Raw genomic sequence first — 16,204 nt, 5'->3', positions numbered from 1 at the left:
CACGACCGGTCCCACCCGGATTCGACGTCACCGCGCCCCCGGTACGTCGGCACCGACACGCGCACGTCGTGCCGTCGATTCCGCAGGTGGTAGCGGTCGGCCGACGATTCTGCGCCATCACCCGGGCCTTGCCGCAAGCCCCCCGGTGAGCTATAAGTTGAGAGTGGCAAGGAGATCTCTCTCCTTGCCTTCGTCGTTTGCGCGACCCACGTGAGACCCGGCCCGCTCGGGGCGTTGCCGCGGGGTCAGTCCTCCGCGTCGCGCACCAGCAGCGCGATCTGCACCCGGTTCTGGACCGCCAGCTTGGAGAACAGGCTGCCGGTGTGCGCCTTGACGGTCGCGACGCTGATGTGGAGTCTTTCGGCGATCTCCGGGTTTCCCAGGCCGTCCGCGATCGCCCCGGCGGTCTCGCGTTCCCGTTCGGTCAGTGCCGACAGCCGGTTCCGTGCGGCCCGGCGGGACGCGTCACGGGCGTGGGAGGACTGCGGGCCGGTGGCCGCGGCGATCACCCGTGCCGTGGCGGCCGGCGACAGCACGGGGTTGCCGTCCGCGACGGTCCGCACCGCGTCGAGGATCCGCGACGGCTGGGTGTCCTTCAGGACGAACCCGAGGGCTCCGGCCCGCAGCGCGCCGAGCACCAGGTCGTCGGAGTCGAAGGTGGTCAGCATCAGCACCCGGGGCGGCGCGGGCCGGGTGAGGAGTTCACGGGTCGCGCTGAGTCCGTCGAGGACCGGCATCCGTACGTCCATCAGCACGACGTCCGGCCGGTGTTCGTCCACCACGGTGATCGCGGCCTTCCCGTCGGCCGCCTCCGCGACGACGGTCAGGTCCGGCTCGCCGTCGATGACCAGGCGCAGTGCCATGCGTACCAGTTGGTCGTCGTCGACGATGACGACGCGCACCGGCTCCCGCTCGCTGTCCACTCAGGTCCTCTTTTCATGGGTGGGGGTCGGCCACGGCAGTCGCACGGTGAGGACGTACCCGTCGTCGGGTGTGGGGCGGTGGTGGAGGGTTCCGCCGGCGAGGTCGACGCGTTCGGTGAGGCCGAGCAGGCCGAATCCCGATGCCGGTGGCCGTTGTGCGGTTCCGGTGGTGGCCGGGGAGTTGCGGACACTGACGCCGAGTCCGTCGCCCGCGCCGCCTTCGACAGTGATGTGGACCGGTGCGCCGGGAGCGTGTTTGGCGGCGTTGGTCAGTCCTTCCTGGACGACGCGGTAGCAGGTCCGTCCCACGACGTCGGTCGGTGTTCCCGTGACGGTGGTGGTCAGCGTGACGTCCAGGCCCGACGAGCGGGCGTCGGCCACCAGGTCGGGGACGCGGTCGAGGGAGGGCTGTGGCGGTTCGGGGTGGCCCGGGTCCGCCCGGAGCACGCCGAGGACGTCCCGCAGTTCTTCCAGAGCCTGGTGGGAGCCCTCGGCGATACCGCGGACCAGGAGCCGGTTCTCCTCGGCTCTGAGGTCGCCGCGGTGGTCCAGCACTCCGGCCTGCATGGCGACCAGGGAGATCCGGTGCGCGAGCACGTCGTGCATCTCGCGGGCGATCCGGTTGCGCTCCAGGACCCGTGCCTGTGCCGCCCGTGCCGTCTGTTCCCGCTCCGCGCTCTCCGCGCGGTCCCGCAGGGACCGTACCTCGACGCGGCGCGCCCCGACGGCCATGCCCACGGCCACCGCGATGCCCGCGGTCAGGGCCGGCAACGTGAGCTGGAACCAGAACGTGCCCGGCGGGTTCTGGACCGGGTAGAACCCGTCTGCGAACTGCGACGCGGTCACGTACGCCAGGACGACGGCCCCGATCTCCACGGGCCGGCGGCGGGTGGAGATCGACCCCAGGGCGAGGAGGGCGGCGCCGGTGGCGAGCGCCGACGCGGTCGAGGCGATGGTGACCGCCATGGCGACGGCCAGCGGGAAGCGTCGCCGCCACAACAGCGCGGTCAGGCAGGCGAGGGCCAGGAGCGGATCGCCGATGCGGAACCAGGGGTCGGGTCCGGCGCCCTGGTTGTGCAGCAGCACTCCGACGTAGAGCCAGATCGGCACGCTCAGCGCCGCGGCCGCGGCCAGCCGCCAGGTCTGCTGCCACCAGCCGAGCCGTGGCGCGCCGTCCGTGTTCACCCGTTCAGTATCGCGAAGCCGTAGGGCCGGTGAGTCAGCCCCAGGGCGGATGCGCGTTGGACCGGAGTCGTACGGGCGTCTCGTCTCTGGTCGGTGTCGCTTCGGGCCGCGGGGCCGATGTGCCCGGTTCCGCCGCGCGGACAGACTCGTCCCCGTGCCGAGAGGACCGTACGTGGGACGGAGGAGCGCGATGCGTGAGCGTGGCCTGGTGGTGCTCGAGGCGGCCGGGATGGTGGTGACGGCCCTGGCCTCCCAGGCGGTGATCCGCGGTCTGCCCGACCGGGACGCGGAGCTGCTGTGGGGTCTCCTCGGCCGGGTGCCGGGCGGCTCTGCCGGTCCGATGGTGCTCCTCGGGCTCGTCGCGCTGCTCTCGGTGGTGTGCGGTGGCTGGGCGCACATCCGCCGGGAGTCCGCTGTCGAGCGGGCCGGCGGCTACGGGGTGGTCCGCGGGCGGGAGACGGTCCGAACCGGTCCGGGAGGACGGGCCCGCTCCTCGGCGTCGCCGAGGGGGTGAGGGCCGAAGGGCGGTGGCGGCCCTCATGACCGCTGGTACGCCACACCGTCAGCGGCGGGCGCTGCGAGCCCGCGTTTCCGGCGCCTCGTGCGCCCTTTCCAGGAGGAGTTCAGATGCGTAAATCCTTGTCGCTCGCTCTCGCCGCCGGCGCGGTGGCGGTGGCGGCCGCGATGCCGGGGGCGTCGGTGGCGGCGACTCCGGGAGCCGTGGGCGCGGGTTCGGACGCCGTGCGGTGGGGTCCGTGCCCCGAGGACGTCTCCTCGCCCCGTCTGGAGTGCTCGACGCTCGACGTCCCGCTGGACTACCGGCGCCCGGACGGTCGCCGGATCGAGATCGCGATCTCCCGGCTGGCGAGCGAGAACCCGTCGAAGCGCCGCGGTGTGCTGCTGACCGATCCTGGCGGCCCCGGAGGTTCGGGGCTCGACTATCCGGCCGTTCTCGCCGCCTCGGGGCTGCCCCGGGGGGTGCTGGACTCCTACGATGTGATCGGCTTCGATCCCCGGGGTGTCGGCCGCAGCTCGCCGGTGACCTGTGATCTGACGCAGGAGCAGCAGTACCGCGGCAACTTCGCTCCGTACGCGCACACCGCGGCCGACGTCGCGCGGGAAGCGGGGTACGCGCGGACCGTCGCGAGGCAGTGCGCCACGTCGCGGACGGCGTGGATGCTGCCGCACATCACCACCGCGAACACCGCGCGCGACATGGACCGGATCCGGGCGGCGCTCGGCGAGCGGAAGATCTCCTATCTCGGCCATTCCTATGGCACGTACCTCGGTGCGGTGTACACGACGATGTTCCCGAGGCGCGGCGACCGGGTCGTGCTCGACAGCAACCTGGGTCCCGGCGGTTACGACGTCACGGCCATGCGGTTGTTCGCCCGTGGGCTGGAGGACCGGTTCCCGGACTTCGCGGAGTTCGCGGCCGCGCGCCCCGAGTACGGTCTGGGCAGCACGCCGGAGCAGGTGACCGCGAAGTTCTTCGACCTCGCGGAGCGGTTGGAGAGGAAGCCGGTCCAGGGTGTCGACGGGACGGCGTTCCGCGGGGTCACGTTCGAGCGTCTGTACGTGGATGCCCTCATGCCGCACCTGGCGGAGTTCTGGAAGGCGCTCGACACGGACCGGCCGTTGCCGCCCTCCTTGCCGCTGCCGGCGAACCTGGAGAACCTCATGGCGGCGCGCTTCTATGTGATCTGCGGTGATGCGCGCTGGCCGGGGACGGTGCGGGAGTACCAGCGCAATGTGGTGGTCGACCGGCTGCGGTATCCGATGCTCGGTGGCTCCACGGCGAGCATCGGGCCGTGCGCGTTCTGGCCGACCGGACCGGTCGAGCCGCCGGTGCGGATCGGTGACCGGGGGCCGTCGAACGTGCTCATGGTGCAGAACGAGCGCGACCCGGGGACGCCGTTGGCCGGCGCCCTGGAGCTGCGGCGGGCGTTCGGCCAACGGGCCACGATGGTGACGGCGGATCAGGGCGGGCACGGTGTCTATCCGTTCGACGGCAACGTCTGCGCGAACGACTCGGTGACGAGGTTCCTGACCACCGGGAAGCGCCCGGTGCGGGACCTCGAGTGCGCGGCGGAGCCGGGCGCGTAGGGGCACAGGCCTCGGCTGAGGGGGGGTGCTGCCCCGCGTCGATGTCGTCCGGCGGGGGCGGGTGCGCGAGCTCGTGGTGGAACACCAGGGGTGGTGTCCGGGCTTCTGGTTGTTGCTGACTGACAGCCAGATGCCTTGTACACCAAGGCGTTTGAGCACTTTGCATCATCACCGGCGAACTTTGAACACTGTGGTGACGAAGTATGGACGCCGCCGGTAGAAGCCTCCTACTGTTCTCGGCGCAGCCACCGGAGCCCCTGTCCGGAGCATGCGCTGCCCCACCGCACGAGCCGAACGTTCACCCCCGGGCGCCGGGTGGCCCCACCCACCGCCGCGACGTGCCCCTCGCCGCGAGGGGCCAGGAGGAAGAATGCATCCACGGCCGCTCCACCGTTGCCGCAGACATCTCACCGGTCTGCTGGTCTCCGCGTTCCTCGTCGGCGCCTTCTCCGCCGTGCCGGCCGCCGCCGCGCCGGCGCCGCGGGACGAACTTCCGCCGCAGGAGCCGGGCGTCACCCTGCGCGTCTTCGATGTGCAGGTCCCCCTCAGCGAACTGTGCGACATCAAGACCGGACAGACGCCGAACGTCGACAAGTTGATGCCCGAGATCGACTGGAGCTCGCCGGACGACTTCGGCTTCGAAGACCACTTCGTCTCCGAGATCACGGCCAACCTCACCGTGCCCGAGGACGGTGCGTACGCCTTCCGGCTGACCAGCGACGACGGTTCGCGGCTACGGGTCGACGACTCCACCGTCATCGACCACGACGGGCTGCACGGCGCGGACCCCAAGGACGGCTCCGTCGAGCTGACTAAGGGTCATCACGCGGTGCGGATCGACCACTTCGACCGTACGGGCGGCCAGCAGATCACCTTGGAGTGGAAGCCGCCCGGCGCCGCGGACTTCGCCGTCGTGCCGAACTCCGTGCTGAGCACCGACGCCGATGTCGTACGGGTGACGGCGCCGGGCCGCAAGGAGTGCGAGGGCGCGCTCGACTCCCCCGGCGACGGGCTGCCGCTGACCGCGACGCACCCGGACTACGCGCTCACCGATCTGCGTCCCGCGGGCTTCGAGCCGCAGGTCACCGCGATGGACTGGCTGCCCGACGGCCGGCTCGCCGTGACCACCTGGGGAGGCACGGACAACGAGACCGGAGAGGTCTACCTCCTCGATGGCGTCCAGGGCGAGACCGGTCCCGGCAGTGTGACGGCGAAGAAGGTGGCCGAGGGACTCAAGGAGCCCATGGGCATCAAGGCCGTCGACGGCAAGCTGTATGTCTCCCAGAAGCATGAGCTCACCGAGCTCACCGACTCCGACGGCGACGATGTGACCGATGAGCGGCGGACGGTCGCGACCTGGCCGTACGGCGGGAACTTCCACGAGTTCGCCTTCGGCCTGCTCTACCGGGACGGGTACTTCTATCTGAACCTGTCCGTGGCGATCGACCTGGGCGGGGCGACGACCGATCCGCAGCCGGCGCCGAGCCGCGGATCGACCATCAAGGTGAACAAGGAGACCGGTGAGGTCGACTACGTCGCCGGTGGCCTGCGTACGCCCAACGGCATCGGCTGGGGGCCCGAGGGCGACATGTTCGTGCTCGACAACCAGGGCGGCTGGCTGCCCTCCTCGAAGCTGCTCCACATCAAGCAGGACCGGTTCTTCAACCACTACACCAACCCGGCGGGGCCGTTCGACGCGAAGCCGGTCACCAAGCCGGTGCTGTGGCTGCCGCAGAACGAGATAGCCAACTCCCCCAGCACACCGCTCCAGTTGACCGAAGGCCGGTTCGCCGGGCAGATGCTGTTCGGGGACGTCACGTACGGCGGGATCCAGCGCGCCTATCTGGAGAAGGTCGACGGCGAGTACCAGGGCGCGGTCTTCCGCTTCACCCAGGGCCTGGAGGCCGGCGTCAACCGGATCAGCATGGGCCCGGACGGTGCGATCTACGCCGGCGGGCTCGGCGCGGGCGGCAACTGGGGCCAGGAGGGCAAGCTGACCTACGGGCTCCAGAAGCTCTCCCCCAGCGGTGACAAGGCCTTCGACATCCTGGCCATGCGCGCGAAGCCCGGTGGTTTCGAGCTGGAGTACACCGAGCCGCTCTCCGAGGAGACAGCCGCGAAGCTCGCCGAGAGCTACCGGGTCGATCAGTGGACGTACGCCCCCACGCCGCAGTACGGCGGGCCCAAGATCGACGAGGAGTCGCTCGCCGTCAGTGCGGCCACTCTCTCCGAGGACGGCAAGAAGGTCACGCTGACCATCCCGGGGCTCAAGGCGAACCGTGTGGTCCACGTCCGCTCGCCGCGCCCCTTCAGCTCCGCCGACGGTACGGAGCTGTGGAGCACGGAGGCCTGGTACACGCTCAACTCGCTGCCGGGCGACCAGCCTCCGGCCACCCAGTACGAGGCGGAGGAGGGCGCCCTCACCGGAGGTGCGGGGGTCGACACCGAGCACGCGGGCTACTCCGGCGGCGGCTTCGTCGACAACTTCGGCGAGGAGGGCGCGGCGGTCACCTTCGACGTGGAGGCCGGTGAGGCGGATACGTACGACGTGGGTCTGCGCTACTCGAACGGGCCGAACCCGGCTCCCGGCACCAAGACGGTGAGCGTCCACGTCAACGGTGAGAAGGTGCGGCAGATCGAGCTGCTGTCCACCACCGACTGGAAGACCTGGTCGACGGGGACCGAGCAGCTGGAGCTGCGCGAGGGCCGCAACACGATCACGTACTCGTACGACAGCGGCGACACCGGTCATGTGAACCTGGACATGATCACCGTCCATCCGAAGGGCGCCCGTGTCCAGCTCTTCGACGGCACGGACCAGGCGGCCTGGCAGCATCCGGACGGGCGCACACCCGAATGGCCGGTGAGCGATGGGGAGATGGAGATATCCGGCGGGGACCTGCGGACCAAGCAGGGCTTCCAGGACTTCCGTGCGCATGTCGAGTTCTGGCTGCCGAATCTTCCGCCGGACGTGACCGGCCAGGACCGGGCCAACAGCGGTGTGTACCTGCAGGAGCGTTACGAGGTGCAGATCCTGGACTCGTACGGTGACACCACGCTCGCCGACAACGAGGCCGGGGCGATCTACACCAAGAAGGCTCCGGACGTGAACGCCGCCACGGCGCCGGAGACCTGGCAGACGTACGACATCACCTTCCGCGCCGCCCGCTACGACTCCTCGGGCAACAAGACGGAGGACGCTCGGATCTCCGTCGTGTGGAACGGCGTCACCGTCCACGACGACGTGGCGGTCGACGGTGCGACCGGCGGCGGGGCGGCCGAGGGTCCGACGGCCGGGGCGATCAAGCTCCAGGACCACGGAAGCAAGATCCGCTACCGCAATGTGTGGGTCGAGCCGCTCACCTAAGCCGACCTGAGGCAAGGGTTCCGGGGCGGCGGCCTGCTGTCGCCCCGGATTCCGGTGGCGGCCCGTCAGGCCGTGCTCCGCCGGCAGGAGACGACGACCAGGAACGGCCAGAGCGCCTGGGCGAACGTCACCACGCGCTCGGCGACGCCGGGCGCCCCCGCGCTCTGCAGTTCCGCCAGGAACCACAGAGCGCTCGCGCACATCAACGCGCTCGCGGCGAGGGACACATCGAGTCTCAGGCCCCACGGCACCGGCTTCCTCCCCCGGACGGCGGCCAGCGGAGGCCACACCGCCAGCAGCAGGAGGCCCAGGGTGGCCACGGCCCCGTGCTCCAGCGCCCCGCCGCTGCTCGGTGCGGGCACCAACGTCAGGGCCAGGGCGCACAGTCCGCCGCCGGCCAGGGCCACCCGTCCGGGGAGCGCCGCCTGCCGGAGCGCGTTCGCCGTCACCACGTAACACGTTCCCAGCACCAGCAGCATCCCCGTCATCAGCCAGTAGCTGGCAGCACCGTAGGCGGCCAGCACACTCAGGGTGTGCCTCGCGGGGTCGTACTCCGGGCCTTGGCGCAGCTGCGCAATCGTCCAGGAACCGACCAGGAGCACGGGGGCGCAGCCGGAGGAGACCAACGCCCACCATGGAGCAGATCGCATCGAGCCAGCATAAATGCGCACATCTCGCTAACCGCTGATCCCCGCACCCCGGGCCGGGGGCGCGGCGATCGGCGGCGTCCGGGGGCTCAGGCGGACAGTACGCGCAGGACCAACGCGGCGACCGCCAGCAGGGCGAGCACCACGGCCGGGGCGATCTCGTAGTCCTTGGCGCGCACGTGGAAGACGACGGCCCCGATGAAGTACAGGGCGACGCCGATGGCGGCGGCCGACCCGATCAGCGGCACGCCGAGGCCGATCAGGAGGCCGAGGGCGCCCGCCGCCTTGAGCGAGGCGAGCCGGGGGAACCAGGTGTCGGGAACGCCCACCTTGCCCATCGAGGCCGTGATGGCCTCGTTGCGTGTGAACGTCAGCACGGCGGAGGCGCCGATGGCGAGGGCGAGGAGGACGCCGACCACGGCGTAGGCGATGAACATGGGTTACCTCGGGATCATCAATGATGGATCTGAATATATCGTTGATGACTATAAACGATTTTCTTCGTTCCACAATGGATGCCCTGATACCGTGGGGGAATGCCAGCTCAGGACAGGGCCATCAAGGAATCCGCGGGACCGTCGATGTCTCCGGACCAACGCCTCGGCTTCCTGCTCGCCTACCACGGCAATGCGACGCAGACCCTGATCCACAAGGCGCTCGCGGCCACCGGGCTCACTCCGCGGCACATGATGACGCTGCTGCAGCTCGCCGAGGGGCCGGTCACGCAGAAGGCGCTGATCGAGCGGCTCGACGTCGATCCCAGCGTCCTCGTCGCCCTCCTCAACGATCTGGAGGGCGGCGATCTCGTACGCCGCCGGCGCGACACCGCGGACCGCCGCCGGCACATCGTCGAGATCACCCCGCAGGGGACCGAGCAGCTCCGTACGTCGGACGTGGCCCTCGACGCGGCGGAGCAGGAGCTCTTCGCTGACCTGTCCGAACGCGATCAGGGGGCGCTGCGCCGGTTGCTGGGCAAGCTGCGGACCTCACCGCGGGACTTCAGCTGCACGGAGGACTGAGCTCCGGGGCCCGGTGTCGGTCAGAGCACCGTGTCGTCGGCGGTCCCCGCTTCCGCTCGCCTGACGGGCATCATCGTCTCCACCGCGTCCTGCGCGAGATGGTCGAGGATCAAGCGGTTGACGAGAGCCGGCTTCTCCAGCGGAACCAGATGGGACGCGCCGGGCACGACCGCGAGCTGTGAGTTGGGGATCGCGCGGTAAAGGGCGGTCGTGTGTTCCAGCGTCATCAGGTCGTCATCGCCGACCATGACCAGGGTGGGCGCCACGACACGGGCCAGCTCCTCGGTCGTGAGCGTCGGCTGGGTACGCCACATGTCGATCACCTTCGCGGCCACCACCGGCCAGTGGCCCGCGCCGTCCGGTGCGACGGGCTCGTACAGCTCCCGGAAGAAGGCGAGGTCGGGCCCCTCCGGCGTCATCGCGTCGAGCATCGACGGCTCGACGAAACACTCCGGGCCCGGACGGAAGTTGGCGCCGATCGCCACGACCTTGCGCACGAGGTCGGGCCGGGCCATGGCGACGAGCAGCGCGACCACTCCCCCGTCGCTCCAGCCCACCAGATGCGCCGGCCCTTCGACGACCTGCTCCAGGAAGGACACGGTGTCCTCGGCCATGTCCTGGTACGTCAGCGGCCCCGCCACATCGGCCGTGTGCCCGTGGGCGCGCCGTTCCGGCAGGAGGACTCGGTAGGCGGCGGCGAGGTCGGCGCGCTGCGCGCCCCAGGTGTCGTTGGTGCAGAAGCCGCCGTGCAGCAGGACCAGCGGGTCGCCGGTCCCCTCGGTCTCGTACCAGGTCCTGACACCTGGCAGGTCCGCGTACTCGCCCATCGCTCCAGGCCTCTCCGGGACGCCGTCGTCTCCGGCCAGTCTGCGCCGCGACCCCGGGGGCCGCCACACGGAGCCGTGCGGCCGCCTACGAGCGGTCCCGGTCGACGCCCGCGTCGTCCGGGCCGCTCCCGCGCCGCGCGCGCCGGACGCTCGCCGCCGCGCTGTCGAGGAGCATCTCCAGCGCCGTGGGGTAGGCGCTGTCGTTCATCCTCGCCACCAGCAGCGGCGCGGTGGCGGCGATGTTCGGGTGGGTCTCCGCGGGCAGCCGGGCGTAGGTGGCGCGCCAGACCCGCTCGTCGGCGGCCCGTGCCGCTTCGGGCAGTGCCAGGCTCGCGGCGTCCAGTGCGGCGAAGGCGAGCGCCTGGTCGACGAACGCCTGGTAGATGCGTACGACGTCCGGGTCGGGCAGCCCGGTCGACCGCAGGATGCCGAGGACCGCCTCGTCGCCGGCGATCTCGTTGGCCCGGCCGCTGACCCGGCTGGCGGTCAGCACCGCGGCCTCCGGGTGGGCGAGGTAGGCGGTGTGGATGCGCAGGCCCACCTCGCGCAGGTCCTTCCGCCACTCCCCACCGGGCCGCCATCCCCGCATCGCGCGTCCGATCAGCTCGTCGGCGATCGCCAGGGTCAGGTCGTCGATGCCGCGGAAGTAGCGGTAGAGCGTGCTCGGGTCGGCGCCCAGCGCGACGCCCAGGCGTCGCACGGTCAGTCCGTCCCGGCCGTGTTCGTGGAGCATGCGCAGCGCCGTCTCGACGATCAGGTGCTGGGTGACGACCACGCCCTGCTTGGTCGGCCTTCTGCGTCGGCGCCCGTCCTCGGGAACCACTTCCTTCGCCATCGGAGCCCTCCTCTTCCGGTCCGGTTCCTGCCTCGTTCCGGTCCGGTTCCGGGCTCGGCGCCCTGCGCGGACCTGTCGGACCCGAGCTTATGCCAACTGCGTTGACGTTACTCAAGTACGCCCCTTTCATGGACGAATCCAAGGGCATCGGGCCGCACGGCCCGGCTCATCGACGAAAGGCACATCCGCCATGCGCGTACTGCTCGTCGGCGCAGGTGGCGTGGGCACGGCGATCACCAGGATCGCCGCCCGCCGCTCGTTCTTCGACCACATGATCGTCACCGACTACGACCTGTCCCGGGCCGAGGCCGCGGTGGCCGCGCTCGGCGGGGAGCGGGCCCGGTTCACCGCGCTGCGCATCGACGCCTCGGACAAGGAGGCGGTCACCGCGCTCCTCGCCGAGCAGCGGTGCGACATCCTCGTGAACGCCACCGACCCCCGGTTCGTGATGCCGCTGTTCGAGGCGGCGCTGGCCGCCGGCGTCGACTATCTGGACATGGCCATGTCTCTCTCCTCCCCGCATCCGGAGCGCCCGTACGAGGAGTGCGGGGTCAAGCTCGGCGACGGGCAGTTCGAGCGCGCCGCCGCGTGGGAGGAGGCCGGCCGGCTCGCGCTCGTCGGGGTGGGCGTCGAGCCGGGGCTCTCCGACGTCTTCGCCCGGTACGCCGCGGACGAGCTGTTCGACACGATCGAGGAGATCGGTGTCCGCGACGGTGCGAATCTCACCGTCGAGGGCTACGACTTCGCTCCGTCGTTCTCGATCTGGACCACCATCGAGGAGTGTCTGAACCCGCCGGTGGTCTGGGAGAAGGACCGGGGCTGGTTCACCACGGCCCCGTTCAGCGAGCCGGAGGTCTTCGACTTCCCCGAGGGCATCGGGCCGGTCGAGTGCGTCAACGTCGAGCACGAGGAGGTCCTGCTGATCCCGCGCTGGGTGGAGTCCCGGCGGGTCACCTTCAAGTACGGGCTGGGCGACGAGTTCATCGAGACCCTCAAGACGCTGCACAAGCTCGGTCTGGACCGTACGGACAAGGTGAGCGTGCCCGGCGGTGACGTGTCGCCGCGCGATGTGGTCGCGGCCTGCCTGCCGGATCCGGCCTCGCTCGGCGACCGCATGCACGGCAAGACCTGCGCCGGCACCTGGGTGAAGGGCACGAAGGACGGCGCGCCCCGCGAGGTGTACCTCTACCACGTGGTCGACAACCAGTGGTCGATGCGTGAGTACGGTTCCCAGGCCGTGGTCTGGCAGACGGCCATCAACCCGGTGATCGCCCTGGAACTCGTGGCGAACGGCGCGTGGAGCGGCGCGGGCGTGCTCGGCGCCGAGGCGCTGGACCCGCGCCCGTTCCTCGATCTGCTCATCGCGTACGGATCCCCGTGGGGCCTGCGCGAGCAGTGACCGCGGGCCCGTCCGCGGCCCTCCGGAAAGAAGTCGAGAAGTTTTCGGGCGACGATGTCGAGAACCAGGATCCGGCTCCGTCCCCGTGGTGAGAGCGGCCAGAATGGGTCGCACGGCATCGAGGAGTAAGACCATGGCCAAGTACCTGCTGCTGAAGCACTACCGCGGAGCCCCGGCCGCGGTCAACGACGTACCGATGGACCGGTGGACGCCCGAGGAGATCTCGGCGCACATGCAGTACATGCAGGACTTCGCGGACCGGCTGGAGAAGACCGGGGAGTTCGTCGACGGCCAGGCGCTCGCTCCCGAGGGCGCGTGGGTCCGGTACGACGGTGAGGGCCGGCCGCCGGTCACCGACGGTCCGTTCGCCGAGACCAAGGACCTCATCGCCGGCTGGATGATCATCGACGTCGACGGTTACGACCGTGCCGTCGAGCTGGCCGGTGAGCTGTCGGCCGCTCCGGGGGCGGGCGGGAAGCCGATCCACGAGTGGCTGGAGTTGCGCCCGTTCCTGACCGCGCCGCCCACCGTCACGGAGTGACGCCTCGATGGACGAGGCCCTGCTGCGCGGCCTCACACCGAGCGTCCTGGGAATCCTCGTCCGCCGCGGAGCGGACTTCGCGGCGGCCGAGGACGCCGTGCAGGACGCCCTGGTCGAGGCGGTCCGCGTCTGGCCGGACGATCAGCCGCGGGATCCGAAGGGCTGGCTGGTCACCGTGGCCTGGCGGCGGTTCCTCGACGCGACCCGGGCCGAGGCCGCCCGCAGACGGCGGGAGGGCCTCGTCGACGAGGAGCCCGCGCCCGGGCCCGCGCCGGCGGCGGACGACACGCTTCAGCTCTACTTCCTGTGCGCCCATCCGTCGCTGACGCCGTCGTCGGCCGTCGCGCTCACGCTGCGCGCCGTCGGCGGGCTCACGACCCGCCAGATCGCCCGGGCGTATCTGGTGCCCGAGGCGACCATGGCGCAGCGCATCAGCCGGGCGAAGCGCACCGTCTCCGGTGTGAGGTTCGATCAGCCCGGCGATGTCGCCACCGTGCTGCGCGTCCTCTATCTGGTCTTCAACGAGGGCTATTCCGGTGATGTCGACCTCGCCGCCGAGGCGATCCGGCTCACCCGTCAGCTCGCGGCCGCGATCGACCATCCGGAGGTGGCGGGGCTGCTCGCCCTGATGCTGCTCCACCACGCCCGGCGCGCCTCCCGGACCGCGCCGGACGGGAGCCTGGTGCCGCTCGCCGAGCAGGACCGGGGGCGCTGGGACACCGCGGCGATCGCCGAGGGGGTGGAGATCCTGCAGGCTGCGCTCGCCCGCGACCGGCTGGGCGAGTTCCAGGCCCAGGCCGCCATCGCGGCACTCCATGCCGACGCGCAGACCGCCGAGGAGACGGACTGGGTGCAGATCGTCGAGTGGTACGACGAGCTGGCGGGCCTCACGGACAGCCCGGTCGTCCGGCTCAACCGGGCGGTGGCCGTCGGCGAGGCCGACGGTCCGCGCGCCGGGCTCGCCGAACTCGCCGCGCTGAGCGACTCGTTGCCCCGGTACACCGCGGTGGCGGCGTATCTCCACGAGCGTGACGGCGACCCGGCGACGGCGGCACGGCTGTACGCGGAGGCCGCCCACCAGGCCCCCACCCTCGCCGAGCGTGCCCATCTGACGCGCCAGGCCGCCCGGCTCAACGCCGAGCGTCCGCGGTGACGGCCCGGCGCGGGCAGGTGGTGACGAAGCCGACCGGCCGACGGTTCGCGGCGCACCCCCATCGTGACATTTAGGTAAGCCTCACCTAATATGCGGTTGTCGTCTTCGGGTCCCCCACATTCCAAGAAGCCGGTATCCCCCCTTCTTTCGTTCGCCTCCCGGGAACGGCTCCGTCCAGACGTGCGCCGTCCCCCTCCCCCGAAGGAGACATGCAGCGCATGTCCATGCCCCGCCGCGGCCGCCTGGCCGCTCTCGCCGCCCTCACCGTCATATCCGTGGGCGCCGGCGTCCTCGCCGTACCCGCGTCCGCCGCCCCGGGCGTCCACGCCGCCGCACCGGCGGAGGCCGCGGGCACCACATCGGCGGCCTCCCCGATCCTGGTGTCCGGCGGGTCCTCGTGGGGCTTCAAGGAGTCCTGGGTCCGCTACGTCACGTTCTCGGGCGGTTCGGTGGAGGTGGCGGGCGGCGCGACCAAGGACGCGGCCGGGCTGATCGGCTATCCCGTCAAGCACGGCTCGGTGGACGCCGCGAAGCGTTCCGCCGATGTGCGCTTCGGCGGCTCGGTCACCTACGCGGTGCCCAGCCACGGCATCACCGCCATCACCCTCGCCAACCCGCGTGTCGTCATCAAGGACGGCCGGGGCACGCTCCAGGTGGACCTGACGACCGATCTCGTCGCCGGTGAGGCCCCGGTCACCACGCCCGGCGTGCCGCTCGCCGCCCTCACTGCGACGGCGGGCGCCCTCGACGGATCCACCCTCGACTGGCGCGGCATCACGGCCACGCTCACCGCCGAGGGCGCGGAGGTCTTCGCCTTCCAGGGCCAACCCATGTACCCGGTCGGCACCGTCCTGGATCCCCTCGCCGTCAGCGGCGGCGTCAGTGTCCCCACGCTGACGGTCAGCCAGGTCAGCGGGCTGGGCGCGGAGACCGAGGTCACCATCAGCGGCAAGGGCTATCAGCCCGGGCGCGGGCTGTACCTGGCCCAGTCCATCGCCCTGCCCGGCACCACGTACCCCAGCGTCTACGGGAACGCGGTGTACGTCCGCCAGGTCGGCGCGGACGGCACCTTCAGCGTCACGGCGAAGCTCACCGAGACGTTCACCCCCTCCGGCGCGCCCGCCGTCGACTGCCGCACCACCGCCTGCTTCATCACGAGCTTCAACTCGCACGACGGCAGCGACCCCACCTGGCTGCCCTCCCGCGCCCAGGACGTGGCCCAGCCGCTGAAGTTCGGCGTCGAGGTCCCCGCCGCCACCGTCACCCGGCACCCCGCGTCGCGTACCGTCCGCTCGGGCGCCACCGGCACGTTCACCGCTGCCGCGACCGGCGCGGACTCGGTCCGCTGGGAGCGCAGCACCGACCGTGGCGCGACCTGGAGCACCGTCGCCGAGGCCGCCTCCACCACCCTGTCGGTGAAGGCGTCAGCCGCGCTCGACGGCCACCGCTACCGGGCCGTCTTCGTCAACGCGTCCGGTGAGACGGCGACGTCGGCCGCCACACTCACGGTGTCCGCCGTGCCCGCCCGGATCGTCTCCTTCAACGCCTCGCCCGAGCCGGTCGGCAAGGGCGCCAAGCTGAAGGTGGTCGGCACGCTCCAGACCGCGGGCGCCACGGACGACGTCTGGCGTCCGCTGGCCAAGGCGCCCGTCCTGATCGAGTTCCGGTCGAAGGGCGGCAAGACCTGGAGCCGGACCGCCACGGTCACCACGAACAGCAAGGGCGCCGTCTCGGCATCGGTCACCGCCGTCAAGGACGGCACCTGGCGCGCCCGTTACGCGGGGACCGCCGAGCGTGCCGCGGCCGTCAGCTCCCTGGACTCCGTGGACGTCAAGCTGCGGACCGCCGTGTCCGGTTTCAACGCTTCCCCCGAGCCGGTCCGCAAGGGACGCACCATCACCGTCAAGGGCACCCTGCGCAGCCTCGACGGCACCTGGAAGAACACCTCCGGCCAGTCGGTCAGCATCCTGTTCAAGGCCGACGGTTCCAGCAAGTGGAGCAAGCTGGCCACCGTGAAGACCAACAGCAAGGGCGTCTTCTCGAAGGGGTTCACCGCGAAGAAGGACGGCACCTGGAAGGCGCAGTTCAAGGCCACGTCGGCGCGTCTGGGCACGACCAGCTCCGGCGACCGGGTGGACGTGCGCTGACCCGGGCCACCCGACCGCACCGCACTGCACGCCGCACCGCACCCGGCGGGGCTGT

At 71.2% G+C, this 16,204-nt stretch carries 14 protein-coding genes; 8 read left to right on the top strand and 6 right to left on the bottom strand.

Annotation, left to right across the window (positions count from 1 at the left end):
- Positions 1–245: 245 nt before the first annotated feature.
- Together G3I54_RS21630 and G3I54_RS21625 are read right to left on the bottom strand one after the other, a co-directional pair.
- Complete coding sequence (locus tag G3I54_RS21630) at positions 246–923, bottom strand: response regulator transcription factor (RefSeq protein WP_164616517.1); 678 nt, start codon at positions 921–923, stop codon at positions 246–248.
- Positions 924–2,108 (bottom strand): histidine kinase, encoded by a 1,185-nt coding sequence (locus tag G3I54_RS21625; protein WP_164616516.1) that lies wholly within the window; start codon positions 2,106–2,108, stop codon positions 924–926.
- Between the two features lie 190 nt (positions 2,109–2,298).
- Between G3I54_RS21625 and G3I54_RS21620 the strand changes: the two genes are divergently transcribed.
- From G3I54_RS21620 to G3I54_RS21610, 3 genes are all read left to right on the top strand, one after another.
- Positions 2,299–2,622 carry a hypothetical protein gene (locus G3I54_RS21620; RefSeq protein ID WP_164616515.1) on the top strand — a complete coding sequence of 108 codons (324 nt, stop codon included), beginning with the start codon at positions 2,299–2,301 and terminating at the stop codon, positions 2,620–2,622.
- A gap of 113 nt (positions 2,623–2,735) precedes the next feature.
- Positions 2,736–4,214 (top strand): alpha/beta hydrolase, encoded by a 1,479-nt coding sequence (locus tag G3I54_RS21615; protein ID WP_164616514.1) that lies wholly within the window; start codon positions 2,736–2,738, stop codon positions 4,212–4,214.
- Between the two features lie 370 nt (positions 4,215–4,584).
- The gene (locus G3I54_RS21610) at positions 4,585–7,581 is read left to right on the top strand and encodes a family 16 glycoside hydrolase (protein WP_164616513.1); all 2,997 of its coding nucleotides are present in this window, start codon (positions 4,585–4,587) and stop codon (positions 7,579–7,581) included.
- Between the two features lie 65 nt (positions 7,582–7,646).
- Here the strand turns inward: G3I54_RS21610 and G3I54_RS21605 are convergent, their stop codons facing one another.
- A complete protein-coding gene (locus tag G3I54_RS21605; RefSeq protein WP_164616512.1) occupies positions 7,647–8,231 on the bottom strand; it encodes a DUF998 domain-containing protein in 585 nt (194 codons plus the stop codon).
- Between the two features lie 86 nt (positions 8,232–8,317).
- The gene (locus tag G3I54_RS21600; protein ID WP_239144465.1) at positions 8,318–8,665 is read right to left on the bottom strand and encodes a DoxX family protein; all 348 of its coding nucleotides are present in this window, start codon (positions 8,663–8,665) and stop codon (positions 8,318–8,320) included.
- A gap of 99 nt (positions 8,666–8,764) precedes the next feature.
- Between G3I54_RS21600 and G3I54_RS21595 the strand changes: the two genes are divergently transcribed.
- Positions 8,765–9,247, top strand: coding sequence for a MarR family winged helix-turn-helix transcriptional regulator (locus tag G3I54_RS21595; RefSeq protein ID WP_164616511.1), 483 nt, complete (start codon positions 8,765–8,767; stop codon positions 9,245–9,247).
- Between the two features lie 20 nt (positions 9,248–9,267).
- Here G3I54_RS21595 and G3I54_RS21590 read toward each other — a convergent pair whose 3' ends face one another.
- Together G3I54_RS21590 and G3I54_RS21585 are read right to left on the bottom strand one after the other, a co-directional pair.
- The gene (locus tag G3I54_RS21590; RefSeq protein ID WP_164616510.1) at positions 9,268–10,074 is read right to left on the bottom strand and encodes an alpha/beta hydrolase; all 807 of its coding nucleotides are present in this window, start codon (positions 10,072–10,074) and stop codon (positions 9,268–9,270) included.
- Between the two features lie 85 nt (positions 10,075–10,159).
- Entirely contained in the window at positions 10,160–10,909 is a 750-nt protein-coding gene (locus G3I54_RS21585) for a TetR/AcrR family transcriptional regulator (protein WP_164616509.1), read from the bottom strand.
- A gap of 190 nt (positions 10,910–11,099) precedes the next feature.
- Here G3I54_RS21585 and G3I54_RS21580 point away from each other — a divergent pair, with 190 nt between their 5' ends.
- The 4 genes from G3I54_RS21580 to G3I54_RS21565 all read left to right on the top strand — a co-directional run bounded on the left by G3I54_RS21580 (position 11,100) and on the right by G3I54_RS21565 (position 16,149).
- Positions 11,100–12,308 (top strand): saccharopine dehydrogenase C-terminal domain-containing protein, encoded by a 1,209-nt coding sequence (locus G3I54_RS21580; protein ID WP_164616508.1) that lies wholly within the window; start codon positions 11,100–11,102, stop codon positions 12,306–12,308.
- 133 nt (positions 12,309–12,441) lie between these two features.
- Positions 12,442–12,849 carry a YciI family protein gene (locus G3I54_RS21575; protein ID WP_164616507.1) on the top strand — a complete coding sequence of 136 codons (408 nt, stop codon included), beginning with the start codon at positions 12,442–12,444 and terminating at the stop codon, positions 12,847–12,849.
- A 7-nt stretch (positions 12,850–12,856) separates the two neighbouring features.
- On the top strand, positions 12,857–14,002 hold the full coding sequence (locus tag G3I54_RS21570) for a DUF6596 domain-containing protein (RefSeq protein ID WP_164616506.1): 1,146 nt from the start codon (positions 12,857–12,859) through the stop codon (positions 14,000–14,002).
- 218 nt (positions 14,003–14,220) lie between these two features.
- Complete coding sequence (locus G3I54_RS21565; RefSeq protein WP_164616505.1) at positions 14,221–16,149, top strand: HtaA domain-containing protein; 1,929 nt, start codon at positions 14,221–14,223, stop codon at positions 16,147–16,149.
- The last annotated feature ends 55 nt before the right edge of the window (positions 16,150–16,204 follow it).

Origin of the sequence: Streptomyces sp. SID14515 (assembly GCF_010548505.1) — a bacterium.
Lineage (GTDB): Bacteria > Actinomycetota > Actinomycetes > Streptomycetales > Streptomycetaceae > Streptomyces > Streptomyces caviscabies.
Note: the sequence above shows the minus strand (reverse complement) of the source record. Positions and strands in the feature narration are given on the sequence as shown.